This is a genomic window from Nocardioides sp. GY 10113, assembly GCF_004919105.1.
Taxonomy (GTDB): Bacteria; Actinomycetota; Actinomycetes; order Propionibacteriales; family Nocardioidaceae; genus Nocardioides.
Genome location: NZ_STGK01000013.1, coordinates 65,885 through 81,622 on the forward strand (window position 1 = coordinate 65,885; position 15,738 = coordinate 81,622).

16 protein-coding genes are annotated in these 15,738 nt (G+C 71.5%); 6 read left to right on the forward strand and 10 right to left on the reverse strand.

The genetic code is table 11. The features are described 5' to 3' along the window. Nucleotides 1–297: 297 nt before the first annotated feature. The 6 genes from E8D34_RS21105 to dnaK all read right to left on the reverse strand — a co-directional run bounded on the left by E8D34_RS21105 (nt 298) and on the right by dnaK (nt 6,913). Nucleotides 298–1,224, reverse strand: coding sequence for an Abi-alpha family protein (locus E8D34_RS21105; protein WP_206056755.1), 927 nt, complete (start codon nt 1,222–1,224; stop codon nt 298–300). Next, nucleotides 1,221–2,540 carry a hypothetical protein gene (locus E8D34_RS15710; RefSeq protein ID WP_136595592.1) on the reverse strand — a complete coding sequence of 440 codons (1,320 nt, stop codon included), beginning with the start codon at nt 2,538–2,540 and terminating at the stop codon, nt 1,221–1,223. The genes E8D34_RS21105 and E8D34_RS15710 overlap by 4 nt, the downstream gene beginning before the upstream one ends. 131 nt (nt 2,541–2,671) lie before the next feature. Further along, nucleotides 2,672–3,115: a MerR family transcriptional regulator gene (locus E8D34_RS15715; RefSeq protein ID WP_136595593.1), complete on the reverse strand. Its 444-nt coding sequence runs from the start codon at nt 3,113–3,115 to the stop codon at nt 2,672–2,674. Continuing rightward, nucleotides 3,112–4,314 carry a DnaJ C-terminal domain-containing protein gene (locus E8D34_RS15720; RefSeq protein ID WP_136595594.1) on the reverse strand — a complete coding sequence of 401 codons (1,203 nt, stop codon included), beginning with the start codon at nt 4,312–4,314 and terminating at the stop codon, nt 3,112–3,114. The genes E8D34_RS15715 and E8D34_RS15720 overlap by 4 nt, the downstream gene beginning before the upstream one ends. Nucleotides 4,315–4,457: 143 nt before the next feature. Beyond that, complete coding sequence (gene grpE / locus E8D34_RS15725) at nt 4,458–5,057, reverse strand: nucleotide exchange factor GrpE (RefSeq protein ID WP_240771396.1); 600 nt, start codon at nt 5,055–5,057, stop codon at nt 4,458–4,460. Further along, complete coding sequence (gene dnaK, locus E8D34_RS15730; RefSeq protein ID WP_136595595.1) at nt 5,054–6,913, reverse strand: molecular chaperone DnaK; 1,860 nt, start codon at nt 6,911–6,913, stop codon at nt 5,054–5,056. The genes grpE and dnaK overlap by 4 nt, the downstream gene beginning before the upstream one ends. A 206-nt stretch (nt 6,914–7,119) precedes the next feature. Between dnaK and E8D34_RS15735 the strand changes: the two genes are divergently transcribed. Continuing rightward, entirely contained in the window at nt 7,120–7,989 is an 870-nt protein-coding gene (locus E8D34_RS15735; protein ID WP_136595596.1) for an aldo/keto reductase, read from the forward strand. An 89-nt stretch (nt 7,990–8,078) separates the two neighbouring features. On the opposite strand, the gene E8D34_RS15740 is transcribed toward E8D34_RS15735, so the two are convergent. The 3 genes from E8D34_RS15740 to E8D34_RS15750 are packed head-to-tail and all read right to left on the reverse strand — an operon-like array spanning nt 8,079 to nt 9,670. Continuing rightward, on the reverse strand, nt 8,079–8,675 hold the full coding sequence (locus E8D34_RS15740) for a hypothetical protein (protein ID WP_136595597.1): 597 nt from the start codon (nt 8,673–8,675) through the stop codon (nt 8,079–8,081). Nucleotides 8,676–8,735: 60 nt separating this feature from the next. After that, complete coding sequence (locus E8D34_RS15745) at nt 8,736–9,167, reverse strand: nuclear transport factor 2 family protein (protein WP_136595598.1); 432 nt, start codon at nt 9,165–9,167, stop codon at nt 8,736–8,738. 17 nt (nt 9,168–9,184) lie between these two features. Then, a complete protein-coding gene (locus E8D34_RS15750) occupies nt 9,185–9,670 on the reverse strand; it encodes a nitroreductase family deazaflavin-dependent oxidoreductase (protein ID WP_136595599.1) in 486 nt (161 codons plus the stop codon). A gap of 46 nt (nt 9,671–9,716) precedes the next feature. Between E8D34_RS15750 and E8D34_RS15755 the strand changes: the two genes are divergently transcribed. The 3 genes from E8D34_RS15755 to E8D34_RS15765 all read left to right on the forward strand — a co-directional run bounded on the left by E8D34_RS15755 (nt 9,717) and on the right by E8D34_RS15765 (nt 13,048). Beyond that, nucleotides 9,717–10,595, forward strand: coding sequence for a TIGR03619 family F420-dependent LLM class oxidoreductase (locus tag E8D34_RS15755; protein ID WP_136595600.1), 879 nt, complete (start codon nt 9,717–9,719; stop codon nt 10,593–10,595). Nucleotides 10,596–10,986: 391 nt separating this feature from the next. Next, complete coding sequence (locus E8D34_RS15760) at nt 10,987–12,147, forward strand: hypothetical protein (RefSeq protein WP_136595601.1); 1,161 nt, start codon at nt 10,987–10,989, stop codon at nt 12,145–12,147. A 19-nt stretch (nt 12,148–12,166) separates the two neighbouring features. Then, entirely contained in the window at nt 12,167–13,048 is an 882-nt protein-coding gene (locus tag E8D34_RS15765) for an alpha/beta fold hydrolase (protein WP_136595602.1), read from the forward strand. 34 nt (nt 13,049–13,082) lie between these two features. Here the strand turns inward: E8D34_RS15765 and E8D34_RS15770 are convergent, their stop codons facing one another. After that, a complete protein-coding gene (locus E8D34_RS15770) occupies nt 13,083–13,469 on the reverse strand; it encodes a hypothetical protein (protein ID WP_136595603.1) in 387 nt (128 codons plus the stop codon). A 286-nt stretch (nt 13,470–13,755) separates the two neighbouring features. Between E8D34_RS15770 and E8D34_RS15775 the strand changes: the two genes are divergently transcribed. Both E8D34_RS15775 and E8D34_RS15780 read left to right on the forward strand, forming a co-directional pair. Further along, nucleotides 13,756–14,553, forward strand: coding sequence for an SDR family oxidoreductase (locus E8D34_RS15775; protein WP_136595604.1), 798 nt, complete (start codon nt 13,756–13,758; stop codon nt 14,551–14,553). A 19-nt stretch (nt 14,554–14,572) separates the two neighbouring features. Next, nucleotides 14,573–15,730, forward strand: a complete 1,158-nt coding sequence (locus tag E8D34_RS15780; RefSeq protein WP_136595605.1) for a sulfotransferase — start codon at nt 14,573–14,575, stop codon at nt 15,728–15,730. Nucleotides 15,731–15,738 lie beyond the last annotated feature (8 nt).

A 15,738-nucleotide genomic window follows, 5' to 3' on the forward strand; every position in this document is an offset into this window, starting at 1 on the left:
CGGCTGACCCGCACCGGCTGACCCGCACCGGCTGACCCGCACCGGCTGACCCGCACCGGCTGACCCGCACCGGCTGACCCGCACCGGCTGACCCGCACCGGCTGACCCGCACCGGCTGACCCGCACCGGCTGACCCGCACCGGCTGACCCGCACCGGCTGACCCGCACCGGCTGACCCGCACCGGCTGACCCGCACCGGCTGACCCGCACCGGCTGACCCGCACCGGCTGACCCGCACCGGCTGACCCGCACCGGCTGACGCGGCGGCTGCCGCGGCGGCTGACCGCGGCGGCCGGGTCACGGCTGCGGCGGGGCCTCCTCCGGCGGCACCGCGTGCTCGGGCAGGTCCTCGCGCGCGCCCACCGCCTCGTCGACCAGCGCCAGCCGGCAGAACTCCTCGCCGAAGGGCGTCAGGTGCACGCTGCGCCGCACCACCTTGGCGAACTTCACCGACCGCAGCGCCGCGGTGACGTCCGGCTGCGCCTCGAGCACCTGGTACTCGGCGTGGTCGCGCACCGGCTCCTTCGAGAGCCAGACCAGGCCCAGCCGCGACAGGTTGTTCAGGTACGACGGCACGTGGTCGAGGTAGCGCACGCCGGCCCGCGGGCCGAGCATGTTGAGGCCCGGTGCGAGCAGCTGGCTGTTGACCAGGCCGATCGGGCCGCCGGTGCGGACGTCGACGCTGGGCTGCGGCCCGTGCTCGAGCAGCAGCACCAGGATCCGCGCCTCGTCGGGCGCGAGGTCGTCCAGGATCCGGTCGTAGGCCGGGTGCCGGTCGTCGGTGCTCCACACGTCGCGGGAGCGGGCCAGGAGGTCCGCTCCGCGCTCGCGCAGCGAGGTCGGGCGGCTGGCCACGACGTGGCCGTTGACGGCCGGGGGGCGCGCCGGCGACCGCTCGCTGGCCCCCAGCGCCTCGCCGGCGCGGAGCAGCGCCTCCCCCACCGGCCGCCCGTCGACGACCTGACGGGCCAAGTCGCCGGCGACGCCGACGTACTGGCCGACGTCGCGGGCCAGGGCGGCCGCCTCGTCCCGGTCGACCAGCGCGCGGCCCACCCGGAGCCAGCCCCGCGCCGAGGCCCGCAGACCCCAGCCGGCGGTGTGCGCGGCGGCGGTGCCGGCGACCCGCGCCAGCCCGGGCAGCGTGTCGACCACCGGGTCCACCAGCTGGGGCAGTCGCGGCGTCGGCGGGGCCGCCTCGTCCTCGAACCGTTCGCTCACGCTCACCTCACCATCCCGCTGCCGAACACCGCCAGGTGCAGGAAGCCGCCGGCGGCGCCCATCACGGCGCCGTGGGCGTAGAGCATCCACTCGTCCTCGCGGATCGCGGCGCGCATCATCTCCACGAAGTCGCGCGGCGGCAGGTCCCGGGTGCGGCGGGCCAGCAGCAGCCGGATCTTGTCCGACTGCTGACGGCTGAACTCCGGGTCCCGGAACGGGGAGATGGTCCGATCCACCGCCTCCAGCGCCACCGAGTCCCGGATGTTGTCGAACCTCTCGCCGCCGATCGCGACCCGGACGGCGCCGCGCAGCGGCCCCGCGGCCTGGTCGATCGCGGGTCGTAGCGCGTCCGCGAGCATCTGCCGGGTCCGGTCGCCACGCGGTCCGTCCATCAGGAAGTCCCCGATCCTCTCCAGGGTCACCACGTCCTCGGCGATGATCCGTGCGTACTCCTCCGCGCACTCGTCCTGGCGGCGCAGGAACAGCCCCTGGACGCGGACGCCGAGGATCCGCCGCTCCTCGGTCGGCTCGAAGATCAGCCACATGCCGAGCAGGTTGGTGGTCCACCCGACCACGACGCCCATCAGCGGCAGCAGCCACCACAGGTGCCAGGTCTGGTCGACGATCGCGACCGGGATGCCGAGCAGGAAGCCGAACACGAAGCCGAAGGCGACCATCAGTCGCAGCTCGCGCTCGCCCACGTCGCGGAAGACCCGGACCACCAGGTCGGGGTTGTCCCGGAAGTGGTCGATCACCATGATCTTGGGGTCGAGCAGCTGGTCGATGTGGACGCCGATCTCGTCGGTCATCCGTCCGACCAGCGTGGGCAGCTGCGCCTGGACCCGGTCCACCACCGCCTGCCGCACCGGGCGGGGCAGGTCGCGCCACAGCCGCGGGTGCTCGCGCCGCATCACCTCGTCGACCAGCGCCGGCAGGTCGGGACGGAAGGCCTCGACGATGTGCGCGGCGATCTGGTCGGGCTCGAGCTGGGCGTAGAACTCAGCCGGCGTGCCGAGCTTGGCGATCACCTTGTCGACGGCGATGCTGCCCATCTTCGCGGCCCGGGCCGGCACGATGCCCTGCCACCCGAGGCCGCCGTCGGCCAGCCCGGGGACCTCCTGCAACCGCCGCGGCAGCACCGCGGACAGCTCACGCAGGCCCGGCACCCGGATCCCCCGGAACCGCAGCGGGTTGAAGAGCATCCACAGGCCCGACCAGTTGATCAGCCAGCCGATCGCGCCGGTGAAGATCGGGATCGAGACGAACGCGACCCAGTTGACGTGGTCGGCCCAGTCGCCGAGCCAGCCCAGCACCGCCTCCACGCCTCCACCCCTGTCCGCGCGGCGGCGCGCCCCGTCGCGGCCTGCCCCAGGAGGCCGAGGCTAGTGCGTGCGGCCGGGTGCGGCCCGGAGATCCGATGAGCGGACCGGGTCGAACGGGTCACACAGTCGCGTCAGCGCCCCCGCCGCCAGATCACCACGGACTGCCCCGGCGGCGGCGTGCGCAGCGCGGGCAGTCGGCTCGGCGGCGCGGACGGCGGCCGCTGGGCGAGCGCCTGGCGCAGCGCCTCGCGGGTCGCCTCGAGCTCGGCCCGCAGCTCGGCGTTCTCGGCCCGGACCGCGACCACGGCCCGCTCGAGGTCGAGGATCCGGCGCACCCCCTCGATGCCGATGCCGGCGGCGGTCAGGTCCGCGATCTCGCGGAGCCGCTCGATGTCGGCGGAGGAGTAGCGGCGACCGCCGCCCCCGGTCCGGCCGGGGCTGATCAGGCCGAGCCGCTCGTAGGTGCGCAGGGTCTGCGGGTGCAGCCCGCTGAGCTCGGCGGCGACGCTGATCACGTAGACGGCCGCATCCGGGGACAGCGGCTCGCCACCGAGGTGACCGCGTCGCGTCGTCACGACGCGCCGTCCTGGAACAGGTTGGCGCGCAGCGGGGTGCCCGAGGTGGCCGCGGCGTACGCCTCGAGCGCTGCGCGGGCGTCGTCGGTCAGGGTGCCCGGCACCTGGACGGCCACGGTGGCCAGCAGGTCGCCGTGCGTGCCGTCCTTGGTGGGCGCTCCCTTGCCGCGGATCCGGAAGGTGCGCCCGTCGGGGGTGCCGGCGGGGATCCGGAGCGTGACCGGGGCGCCGCCCAGGGTCGGCACCTTCACCTCCGCGCCGAGCGCCAGCTCGGGGAAGGAGACCGGTACGTCGATGGTCAGGTGCTCGCCCTTGCGGCCGAAGACGCGGTGGCCGGAGACCTTGACGGTGACGTAGAGGTCGCCGGCGGGGCCGCCGTTCTGGCCGGCGCCGCCCTTGCCGCGCAGCCGGATCCGCTGGCCGTCCTTCACCCCGGCGGGGATCTTGGCCTGGATGGTGCGGGCGTTGCGGGCGGTGCCGGAGCCGTGGCAGGTCGGGCACGGCTCGTCGTACACGAGCTGGCGCCCGCCGCACGCCGGGCAGGTCTCGTTCATCGAGAAGGCGCCGCCGACCGACGCGGTCACGTAGCCCGTGCCCTCGCAGGTGGCGCAGGTGTGGGGGCGGGTGCCGGGCTTGCCGCCGGTGCCCGAGCACGTCGGGCAGGCGCCGTCGGAGGAGACCCGCAGCGAGACGGTGACGCCCTCGAGGGCGTCGCTGAAGCCGATCGTCGCGGAGGTCTCGAGGTCGGGCCCGCGGACGCCGCGCTGCTGGCGCCGGCCGCCGAAGCCGCCCCCGCCACCGCCGAAGAGGTCACCGAAGAGGTCGCCGAAGCCGCCCCCGCCACCGGCACCGCCGGCGCGCTCGCGGAGCAGGTCGTCGAGGTTGAAGCCGCCTGCTCCGCCGGGGCCACCGCCGCGGCCGCCGAAGCCGGCGCCGTAGCCGCCGTGGGCGAAGAGCTCGCGGGCCTGGTCGTACTTCTTGCGCTTCTCGGCGTCGCCGACGACGTCGTAGGCCTCGGCGACGCGCTTGAACTTCTCGTGGTGCGCCGGGTCCGGGTGGGAGTCGGGGTGGTTCTCCCGGGCGAGCTTGCGGTACGCCTTCTTGATCTCGTCGGCGCTCGCGCTCTTGGCGACCCCGAGCTCGGCGTAGAAGTCCTTGTTCGCCCAGTCGGCGCGCATGCCCTCGGTCGGGTCACTCATCGCTGCCCTCCCTCCCTCTCTCCGGTCTGCTGCTGACGTGTGGGGGCCCGCCCGGGGCGGGCCGTCCGGTAGTCCCGGCCCGGGGGCCGGGACTACCGGTTGGTTCGGCCACGAGGGCCGGGTCCTGCGGAGATCCGCGAGGCTCAGGCCTCGGGATCGACGACGAGCACCTGCGCGGCACGGACCACGCGCTCGCCGATCTTGTAGCCGCACCGGGCGACCACCTTGACCGTGGTCACCTCGACCTCGGCGTCGGTGCCCATGTGCGAGAGCGCCTCGTGCACCGTCGGGTCGAAGGCCTCGCCGACCTCGCCGAACTTGACCAGGCCGAGCCCTGCCACGGTCCGCTCGAGCTGCTCGGCGACGGCCTTGAAGCCGCCGTCGAGAGGCTCGTGCTCACGGGCCCGGTCGATGGTGTCGAGCACCTCGACGATCGGGGCGAGCGCGGCGTACGTCGCGTTCTCCTTGAGCAGGTCGCGGTCGCGGTCGACCCTCCGCTTGTAGTTGAGGTACTCGGCCTGGAGCCGCTGGAGGTCGTGGGTCCGCTCGGCGAGGGCACGCTCGGCCACCGCGAGCGGCTCGTCGACCTCCTCGGGCGTCGCCGAGGCCTCGACCTCGGCGACGTCCTGGGGCTCCAGAGGGCCGCCCTCCTCGACCCAGTTGTCGACCCCGCTGGTCTCCGGGTCGTGCTCGGAGGCCGTGGGCATCTGGGTCGGGTCGGGCTGCTCCCCGGCGGCGGTCACTTCTCGGTCCCGTCGCCCTCGTCGTCGATGATCTCCGCCTCGACGACGTCGTCGTCCGCCTCACCGGTGGCGCCGGTGGTGCCACCGGCCGCGGCGGCGTCGGCCTCCGCGGCGGCGTACATCGCCGCGCCCATCTTCTGGCTCGACTCGCCGAGCTTGCTGATCGCGCCGTTCAGCGCGTCGGTGTCGGCGTCCGCGTCCTCGAGCACCTTCTTCAGCGCGTCGACGTCGGCGGTGACCTCGGTCTTCACGTCGTCCGGGATCTTGTCGCCGTTGTCGGCGAGGAACTTCTCGGTCGTGTAGACCAGCTGGTCGCCCTGGTTGCGGACCTCGACGGCCTCGCGACGCTTGGCGTCCTCCTCGGCGAACTTCTCGGCGTCCTTGACCATCCGGTCGATGTCGTCCTTGGACAGGGCGCTGCCGCCGGAGATGGTCATCGACTGCTCGCGGCCCGAGGCCTGGTCCTTCGCGGAGACGTGCACGATGCCGTTGGCGTCGATGTCGAAGGTGACCTCGATCTTCGGCACGCCGCGCGGGGCCGGCGGGAGGCCGGTCAGCTCGAAGTTGCCCAGCGACTGGTTCTCGGCCCAGATCGACCGCTCGCCCTGCGCGACCTTGATCTCCACCGACGGCTGGTTGTCGTCCGCGGTCGTGAAGATCTCGCTGCGCTTGGTCGGGATGGTGGTGTTGCGCTCGATCAGGGTGGTCATCACGCCACCCTTGGTCTCGATGCCGAGCGACAGCGGGGTGACGTCGAGGAGCAGCACGTCCTTGACCTCACCGGCGAGCACGCCGGCCTGGAGCGCGGCACCGACCGCGACGACCTCGTCGGGGTTGACGCCCTTGTTGGGCTCCTTGCCGCCGAGCAGCTCCTTGACGACCTCGGTGACCGCGGGCATCCGGGTCGAGCCGCCGACCAGGACCACGTGGTCGATGTCGGCGACCTTGACGCCGGCGTCCTTGAGCACGTTCTGGAACGGCACCTTGGTGCGCTCGAGCAGGTCCGCGGTGAGCTTCTGGAACTCCGAGCGGGTCAGCCGCTCCTCGAAGTGCAGCGGGCCGGACTCGCCGTGGGTGATGTAGGGCAGGTGGATCGTGGTCTCGCTCGAGGAGGAGAGCTCGATCTTGGCCTTCTCGGCGGCCTCCTGGAGGCGCTGCGCGGCGATCTTGTCCGCGGACAGGTCCACGCCGTTGGCGTTCTTGAACTTGGAGACCATCCAGCCGACGACCGCGTTGTCCCAGTCGTCGCCACCGAGGTGGTTGTCGCCCGAGGTCGCCTTCACCTCGACGACGCCCTCGCCGATCTCGAGCAGGGACACGTCGAACGTGCCGCCACCGAGGTCGAAGACGAGGATCGTCTGGTCGTCGCCCTTGTCCAGGCCGTAGGCCAGCGCGGCCGCGGTGGGCTCGTTGACGATCCGCTGGACCTTCAGGCCCGCGATCTCGCCGGCCTCCTTGGTGGCCTGGCGCTGCGCGTCGGAGAAGTACGCCGGCACGGTGATCACCGCGTCGGTGACGGTCTCGCCCAGGTAGGCCTCGGCGTCGCGCTTGAGCTTCTGCAGGATGAACGCCGAGATCTGCTGCGGCGTGAAGTCCTTGTCCACCGGGTCGCCGATGTGCTGGGTCCAGTCGGTACCCATGTGGCGCTTGACGGATCGGATGGTGCGGTCCACGTTGGTGACCGCCTGACGCTTCGCGACCTCGCCGACGAGAACCTCGCCGCCCTTGGAGAACGCGACGACGGACGGGGTGGTGCGAGCGCCCTCCGCGTTGGCGATGACCGTGGGCTCGCCACCCTCGAGGACCGCGACGACGCTGTTCGTCGTACCGAGGTCGATGCCGACAGCACGTGCCATTTCTGCTCCTCCTTCGCGACGGCCTCCCGGCCCCGCGGCTCTGCTTCGGATGTCGAATCAAGAAACTTGCGTCGATTCGACTCAAGTCTGACACAGGATCCAACGGCGTGCACGTCGGGGTTGTTCCCACCACCCGGCAGCATTCTCGCCGCGACCTTCCCGGGGTCCGGAGGCATCGATCACCGCAGGTCGGGAAGGCTGTGCGCATGAGCACCCCTTCCGAGACCACGACCCCGCACCTGTCACTCAACGACGGCTCGTCGATCCCGCAACTGGGGTTCGGCACCTTCAAGGTCGCCGACGACGACGCACCCCGCGTGGTCGGCGATGCACTCGAGGCCGGCTACCGGCACCTCGACACCGCGCAGATGTACGGCAACGAGTCCGGGGTCGGCGCCGCGATCGCCGCCTCCGGCATCCCGCGCGACGAGCTCTACGTGACCACCAAGCTGCACAACCCGTTCCACCGCCCCGCCGACGTGCGCAGCAGCTTCGCCGCCTCCCTGGAGAAGCTGGGCCTGGACCGGGTGGACCTGTTCCTCATCCACTGGCCGCTGCCGACCCGGTACGACGGCGACTACGTCTCCACATGGGAGGCGATGCTGGGACTGCTCGCCGAGGGAGGAACCCGCTCGGTCGGCGTCTCCAACTTCCAGCCCGACCACCTCGAGCGGATCGTCTCCGCGACCGGCGCGGTGCCGGCGGTCAACCAGATCGAGGTGCACCCGTACTTCACCAACGAGGCCGCCCGAGCCGCGACGCTGGCCCACGGCGCGCGCGTGGAGGCGTGGTCGCCGATCGCGCGCGGCCAGGTCCTCGACGACGCGGTGATCGGCCGGATCGCCGCGGAGCTCGGCCGCACGCCGTCGCAGGTGACGCTGCGCTGGCACCTGGAGCGCGGGGACATCGTGTTCCCGAAGACCACGCGCCCGGAGCGGATGGCCGAGAACCTCGCGGTCCTCGACTTCACGCTGACCCCGGACCAGGTCGCGGAGATCTCGGCGCTGGACCGGGGCGAGTCGGGCCGCACCGGCCCGAACCCCGACACCTTCGACTGGATCCCCGCCGCTGGTTGAGGCGCGAGGAGCGCCAGCGACGAGCCTCGAAACCGAGGCGCCTCGGTTTCGAGGCTCGCTGGCGCTCGCACCTCAACCAGCGGCGGCGCTCACCGCACGGTGATCCGGACCTCGTTGGAGGTCTTGCCGGTCGAGCGGTCGATCACCCGGAAGCGGTTGACCCCGGAGACGCCCGTCTGGACGTAGGTCGAGAAGGTCTCCCCGCTGACGGGGATGGTCGCCTCGAAGTCGGCCCACGCGCCGGACTCGAAGCGCTGCACCTGCAGCACCGCACCCTCGCCGCCCGGGTAGATCCCGGTCAGGTCGATCTGACCGAAGCTCGCCACGGTGGTCTGCCCCGCCGAGAGGGTGATGACCTCCTTCTCGGCCTTCTTGGGCTTCTTCTCCGCCTTCTTGGCGTTCGCCGAGGAGTCGGCCTTGCCCTTCTTCTGCGCGGACTCGGTGTGCAGGGTGATCAACGGCCCGTCGGGGTCCGTGGTCTTCTTCGGCCGCGGCACGTACATCGACTCGCGCTCGGTCGACGTGCCGCCCGCGGAGGCCGCCTCGCCGAGTCCGAGGAGGCGGGTGCCGGCGAGCGCGACGCCGGTCAGGATCAGGCCCACCACGAGCCCGACCGCGACGAGCGCCGCCACACCCTCGAGCACGGGGCGATGGCGGTCACCGGGCTTGCGCTGGTCGTCGCTCACGTGGCCATTGTGTGCGAGCGGCACGTCGGGGACAAACCGATCGCGCAGGTCGCCGAGCGGTCAGAAGCCGCGCGTCCAGACCGCCTGCTCGTGCAGCCGGCGCGAGCGCCAGCCATCGGCGGTGCGCACGAAGGAGTGGTGGTAGAGGCCGCCGACCTCGACCAGCCGGGTGCCTCCGTGGCCGTCCGAGATGACCATCGGATTGTGGAAGTAGGCGGTCACCTTGGCCTCCTCCCGGGGGCTCCCGAAGGCGATCACCACCTGCCCGAGCGTGTGCATCCTCTTCGTCGAGAACGCCGGCAGCGCCTCGGCCAGCCAGGCCTTCACCTCGGGGTAGGCGGCGGCGATGCCGCCCGACTCGGAGTAGTCGATCCGGGCGTCGGGGGTGAAGACGGTGTCCAGTCGATCCCACTCGCCGGTGTCCACCGCGACGGTGTAGCGGTGGAGGGCGTCGGTGATCTCGGTGCGGTCGATGAGCTCGGCGAGGTCCATGACGGCAGTGTGCCGCCTCAGCCGCGCGGCTCGAGGACGACGACCGGGATCTCCCGGTCCGTCCACGACTGGTAGGAGTCGAAGTCGGCGTAGAGGTCGACCAGCAGCGGCCACAGCGCCGCCTTCTCGTCGGGGTCGGCGACGCGGGCCCGGACCTTGCGGCCCCGCTCCCCCTTGAGGTGGATCGTGGCCTCCGGTCGGGCGACGAGGTTGTAGTACCACTGCGGGTTGGTCGGCAGGCCACCCTGGGAGGCGACGACCACGACGTCCTCGCCGTGGGGCAGGTAGAGCAGCGGCGTGGTGAACGCGGTGCCGCTCCTGCGGCCGACGTGGTCGAGCAGCAGCACCGGCACCGGCTTCTTCCAGCCCGCGCCGATCCGCCACTTCGAGCCGATCCGACCATTGGTCAGCCGGAAGACCGCGACGTTGGCCTTCGCGCCGTACTTGATGATCTTCCCGACGATCGGCTTGTCGAGCCCCTCGGGCTTCTCCTTGACGGCCATGGGACTCACTCTGGCAGATATCTAGAACACGTTCTACTGTGCCTGCATGCGATTCACCTATGCGGAGGGCATGACCCAGGCGAAGTACTACGCCCCACTGGCCCAGGCCTGCGAGGCGAACGGCTACACCTCGATGTCGGTGGCCGACAGCCTGATCTACCCGAAGGAGTCGGACTCCAAGTACCCCTACACCGACACCGGCGACCGGGAGTTCCTCGAGGGCAAGGAGTTCATCGAGACCTTCATCCTCTGCGCCCACCTGTTCGCGGTCACCGAGACGCTGCGGCTGACCCCGTTCGTGCTCAAGCTCCCCGTCCGGCCGCCGGTACTGGTCGCCAAGCAGGCCTCCTCCCTGGCCTTCCTCTCCGGCAACCGGCTCGGCCTCGGCGTCGGCCTCTCCCCGTGGCCCGAGGACTTCGCCGCGATGGGCGTGCCGTGGGAGCGGCGCGGCAAGCGGATGGACGAGTGCATGGACATCCTCCGCGGCCTCACCTCCGGTGAGTTCTTCGGCTACTCCGGCGAGTTCTACGACTTCGAGCCGCTGCAGCAGTGCCCGGCGCCCACCGAGAAGATCCCGCTGCTGGTCGGCGGCCACTCCGACGCCGCGCTGCGCCGCGCCGTGCGCAAGGGCGACGGCTGGATGCACGCCGGCGGCGACGGCGAGGAGCTCGACCGGCTGCTCACCCGGCTGGCCGAGATCCGGAAGGAGGAGGGCGACGACCGCGACGACTTCGAGGTCCACGTGATCTCCTACGACGCCTACACCGTCGACGGCATCAAGCGCCTGGAGGACAAGGGGGTCACCGACTGCATCGTCGGGTTCCGGATCCCCTACATCAAGGGCCCCGACACCGAGCCGCTGGAGACCAAGGTCAAGCACCTCGAGCAGTACGCCGAGAACATCATCGCCAAGGTCAACGGATGAGCCCGGTGGTTGAGGTGCGAGCGAAGCGAGCCCTACCGGTGGTTGAGGTGCGAGCGAAGCGAGCCCTACCGGTGGTTGAGGTGCGAGCGAAGCGAGCCCTACCGGTGGTTGAGGTGCGAGCGAAGCGAGCCCTACCGGTGGTTGAGGTGCGAGCGAAGCGAGCCCTACCGGTGGTTGAGGTGCGAGCGAAGCGAGCCCTACCGGTGGTTGAGGTGCGAGCGAAGCGAGCCCTACCGGTGGTTGAGGTGCGAGCGAAGCGAGCCCTACCGGTGGTTGAGGTGCGAGCGAAGCGAGCCCTACCGGTGGTTGAGGTGCGAGCGAAGCGAGCCCTACCGGTGGTTGAGGTGCGAGCGAAGCGAGCCGCGAAACCACCATGCCCGGGCGGCCGGCGATGAGCGCGTCGTACGGGCTGACGGCGCCGCTCCAGGCGGCGATCGCGGAGGCCGAGGAGCTCATCGCGAACGCGCCGTTCATCCGCACCGAGGCGGACCGGCTCGAGGGCTACGACTACCTCGCCGGGCGGATCCGGATGGCCATGCAGACGGCGTTCGACTACGACCTCGAGCAGCCGGTCTTCATCAACCCGACGCACCAGTTCTCCCGGCAGGGCCTGGACAACCCGGACGCGGTCTACTTCCACGCCTACCTGCGCGAGGGCGTGGAGTACGTCGTCCGCGGCGTGCGCGGCACCTCGGCGGACCTGTCGTTCCAGGTGATGGGCGGGACCTACAGCGCCGACTCGGCGGCGACCTCGCTGATGGCGTTCGACGACCGCGAGCTCGACGTCGCCGAGGACGGGAGCTTCGAGTTCCGCTACACCGCCGAGCCGGGCGCGAAGACCCTGATCGTGCGCGAGGTCTTCAACGACTGGGAGAGCGAGTCGCGCGGCTCCATCACGATCGAGCGGGTCGACACCGTCGGCCGGCCGCGCCGACCACTGACCCGCGAGACGCTGGCGAAGAAGTACGACGTGGCGGCCCGCTCGCTGGTCGGCTCGATCCAGACCTGGTTCGCCTTCCCCCACTTCTTCCAGTACAAGGAGCCGGTCAACACGCTGACCGCGCCGGCCTCGACGCCGGGCGGTCTGTCGTCGCAGTTCTCCTCGATCGGTCACTACGAGCTCGACGAGGACGAGGCGATGATCGTCACCGTCCCGCGCTGCGACGACTGCACCTACCAGGCGATCCAGATCGGCTCGGACTGGTACGCCTCCACCGACTACGAGACGCACCAGACCTCGCTGACCAAGGCGCAGGCCGTCGCCGACGGCGACGGGCTGATGCGGTTCGTGATCTCCGAGCGGCCGCCCGGCCCGGACGGGGCGCCGATCGCGAACTGGCTGGAGACCACCGGCCACCGCACCGGACCGATCATGCTGCGCTGGCAGCAGCTGACCCGGGACCTCACCGCCGCGGACGGGCCGAGCGTCGAGGTGGTCAAGGTCGCCGACGTGCCCGGCCTGCTGCCCGGGACGCCCGCGCTGACCGCGGCGGAGTACGCCGGTCGGATCGCCGCCCGGCAGCGGGCCATCGCCGGGCGGATGATCTCCTGACGTCTGGCATGCTCGGTCCATGACCGAGCGCATCGCCCTGGACCTGCCCGACGGACGCGTACTGGACGTGCAGGTGTCCGGCCCCGAGGACGGGGTGCCGTTCGTCTGGCACCACGGCACCCCGGGCTGCAGCTACCAGTCGGCCGACAAGGCCCGGAAGCTGGCCGAGCGCGGCCTGCGCTACGTCTCCTACAGCCGCGCCGGCGCCGCGGGCTCGACCCGCAACAAGGGCCGCACGGTGGCCGACATCGCCGCCGACGTGGAGGCGATCGCCGACCACCTGGGCGCCGAGAAGATCCTCACCGGCGGCGGCTCGGGCGGCGGGCCGCACGCGCTGGCCACCGGCGCCGGGCTGCCCGACCGCGTGCTGGCGGTGCTCGCGGTGTGCTGCGTGAAGCCGTTCGTGGGCCAGGAGGACAGCTTCCTGGAGGGCATGGGCGCCGACAACGTCGAGGAGTTCGGCCTCGCCGTCGAGGGCGAGGAGGCACTGCTCCCGTTCCTGCAGAAGGACCGCGAGGGGATCATCGAGGCCGACGCCGCCGGCGTGATCAAGACCCTGGACAGCCTGCTGCCGGAGGTGGACCGCAAGGTGCTGACCGCCGAGGTCGGCGAGGACGTGATCCGCAACCTCCAGGGCGGCGTGCAGGAGCTGTACGGCTGGCTGGACGACGACCTGGCGTTCACGAAGCACTGGGGCTTCGAGCTCTCCGACATCGCCGTACCCACCTACCTGTGGCAGGGCAGCGAGGACCTGATGGTCCCGTTCCACCACGGCGAGTGGCTGGCCGCGAACATCCCCGGCGTGGTGCCGCACCTGGAGCAGGGTGAGGGCCACCTCTCGATCGTGGTCGCCTCGTTCGCCCGGATGCTCGACGAGCTGGTGCCGCACCTGCCGCGCTGACCGCCGAGCGCGCCCGGCCGCCTGCCCCGTTGGCTCAGCGGCGTGGACGCCGCACGAAGGGCGTCCACGCGGTCCGGTCGATCAACACCTGCTCGGCCTGACCGTTCGGGAAGGACCGGGCCTTGACCCGGATCTTGCGAGCCCCGCCGAGGCAGTGCCGGGAGATCAGCACACGGGTGACGGTCCGCGTGCGGACGAAGTCCCTGGGGACGCAGGTGGTGCCACCCTCGCCCTTCCAGGCCGACCGGGAGTAGACCCACGCCTGCTCAGCGTCCTCGATCTCGTTGCTGTAGGACATGACGAAGTCCCATCCGCGGTCCCTCGGCGTGTCCAGGTAGAGCAGCAGCGTCTCCGGGGACCTGCGTGCCACCAGCCGCACCGCCACCTCGGCACCACGATGCCGCACCCTCAGCGCGGTCATGTCCCCGTAGGGTCCGGCGGTTCCGTCCCCCGCGGGATCCAGGACGCGCGCCGTCACACGCAGCTTGCTCGCAGCGGCCCCCGCGCGCGGCGCGGCGTCGACGACAACGCCGAGGGCGAGAGCCAGCGCAGTCAGTCCCACGATCAGGCCGGCACGGGAGGCACGGACGGCATGGACCCTCCGGGGCGACGTCGACATGCCCGCATCGTCTCCCTCGCGGCACCGGCTCGCCAAGGGCACGGCGAATCCCTCGACTCAAACTGAAACACGTTCTAGTCTGTCCGCCATGGTGGACCTGCTGACCGACAAAGTCGTCGTTCTCTCCGGTGTCGGACCCGGCCTCGGCCGGGCCCTGGGCGAGGAGGCCGCCCGGATGGGCGCCGACCTCGTCCTGGTCAGCCGCACCGAGAAGCGGCTCGAGAAGATGGCCGAGGTGGTCCGCAGCCACGGACGCCGGGCCCTCGTCGTACCGACCGACATCACCGACGAGGACCAGCGCAAGGCACTGGTCGACAAGGCGCTCGAGGAGTTCGGCCGCGTCGACTGCCTGATCAACAACGCCTTCGCGATCCCGCCGATGGACCCGGTCGGCACGCTGGGCCTCGACGGGCTGCGCGCCGCGCAGGAGACCAACGTCTTCGCGCCGCTGCGACTCTCCTCGCTCTTCGCGGACGCGCTGGCGGAGACCCCGGAGAAGCCGGGCGGCTCGATCATCATGCTCAACTCGTGCGTGGTGTACAGCAGCCAGCCGGAGTACTCCGGCTACAAGCTCTCCAAGGGCACCCTGGCCCACCTCGCCTCGTCGCTGGCCACCGAGCTCGGCCCGCGCGGCATCCGGGTCAACAGCGTCGCGCCGTCCTACATCTACGAGGACGTCAACAAGGCCTACTTCGACTGGCTGGCCTCGGAGTCCGGCCGCACCCACGAGGAGGTGTACGCCGAGAAGGCGGCGCCGACCGACCTGAAGCGGCTGGCGACGCCGGACGAGGTCGCCAAGGCGGCCCTCTTCCTCGCCTCCGACCTGGCCTCCGCGGTGACCGGCGTGATGCTCAACGTCGACTGCGGCGAGTTCCACGACAACTGAGCCGCGCGGGAGCATCGAGATGAGCGAACCCCGCGAGCGCGCGGACATCGGCAGCTTCGAGGACATCTGCGCGGCGGCGACCCGGACCACCGGGCTGACCGACTTCGGCGCGATGGGAGCCGACGGGTCGGAGGAGGCCTTCCGGGTCCTCGTCGACGACCTCTCCTCGCCCGAGGCCGGCCTGACCGGCATCGGCAACTACTTCATGCGCTCGCAGGTGAAGAGCGCGCTGGTGGCCCGGCTGCTCACCCAGGCCCGGTTCGCCGAGTTCCCCGAGCACGCCGACGTGGCGATCGAGCGGCCGATCTTCGTCGTCGGCCTGCCCCGGACCGGTACGACGGCACTGAGCCGGCTGCTCTGCGCGGACCCCGCGCACCAGGGCCTCGACATGTGGCTGACCGAGTTCCCGCAGCCGCGCCCGCCCCGCGACGTCCGCGACCAGGACCCGATCTTCCTCGCGATGCAGGCCGCGTTCGCCGAGCACCACGTCACCAACCCCGAGTTCATGGGGATCCACTACTCCGACGCCGCCGAGCCGGAGGAGTGCTGGCGGGTGCTGCGCCAGACCGGCAAGTCGATCGGCTTCGAGTCGCTGGCCCACGTGCCCCGCTACTCGGACTGGCTGGCCACCCAGGACTGGACCGACGCCTACCTGCGGCACCGGGAGAACCTGCAGCTGATCGGGCTGAACGACACCGACAAGCGGTGGGTGCTCAAGAACCCCTCGCACCTGATCGCGCTCGACGCACTGATGGAGGTCTACCCCGACGCGCTGGTGGTGATGACCCAGCGTGACCCGGTCACCTCGGTCGCGTCGGCCTGCTCGCTCTCGGCGGAGGCCACCGCCGGGCACTCGACGACCTTCGTCGGGGAGACGCTCGGACGCGACCAGCTCGGCCACCTCACCCGCCAGTGGCACGCGTTCTGGCAGGCCCGCCCGAAGTACGACGAGAGCCAGTTCGTCGACGTCGACTACCGCGCGTTCGTGCAGGACCCGGTCGGCACCGTCGGGGGCATCTACGACGCGTTCGGACTGACCTGGAGCCCGGCGGCACAGGAGGCCGTGCGGCAGCTCGACGAGGAGTCGCGCAGCGGCGCCCGCCGCCCCTCGCACCGCTACGACCTGGCCGACTACGGGCTGACCGAGGACGAGGTCCGCGCCTCCTTCGAACGCTGACCCAACCC

Coding starts and splice junctions, on each gene's coding strand:
- E8D34_RS15750 (WP_136595599.1), bottom strand. CDS start 9,670: ATGGCCGTCAAGGAGAAGCCCGAGGGGCTCGACAAGCCGATCGTCGGG.
- E8D34_RS15735 (WP_136595596.1), top strand. CDS start 7,120: ATGAGCACCCCTTCCGAGACCACGACCCCGCACCTGTCACTCAACGAC.
- E8D34_RS15780 (WP_136595605.1), top strand. CDS start 14,573: ATGAGCGAACCCCGCGAGCGCGCGGACATCGGCAGCTTCGAGGACATC.
- E8D34_RS15770 (WP_136595603.1), bottom strand. CDS start 13,469: ATGACCGCGCTGAGGGTGCGGCATCGTGGTGCCGAGGTGGCGGTGCGG.
- dnaK (WP_136595595.1), bottom strand. CDS start 6,913: ATGGCACGTGCTGTCGGCATCGACCTCGGTACGACGAACAGCGTCGTC.
- E8D34_RS15755 (WP_136595600.1), top strand. CDS start 9,717: ATGCGATTCACCTATGCGGAGGGCATGACCCAGGCGAAGTACTACGCC.
- E8D34_RS15720 (WP_136595594.1), bottom strand. CDS start 4,314: ATGAGTGACCCGACCGAGGGCATGCGCGCCGACTGGGCGAACAAGGAC.
- E8D34_RS15745 (WP_136595598.1), bottom strand. CDS start 9,167: ATGGACCTCGCCGAGCTCATCGACCGCACCGAGATCACCGACGCCCTC.
- E8D34_RS15775 (WP_136595604.1), top strand. CDS start 13,756: ATGGTGGACCTGCTGACCGACAAAGTCGTCGTTCTCTCCGGTGTCGGA.
- E8D34_RS15760 (WP_136595601.1), top strand. CDS start 10,987: ATGAGCGCGTCGTACGGGCTGACGGCGCCGCTCCAGGCGGCGATCGCG.
- E8D34_RS15765 (WP_136595602.1), top strand. CDS start 12,167: ATGACCGAGCGCATCGCCCTGGACCTGCCCGACGGACGCGTACTGGAC.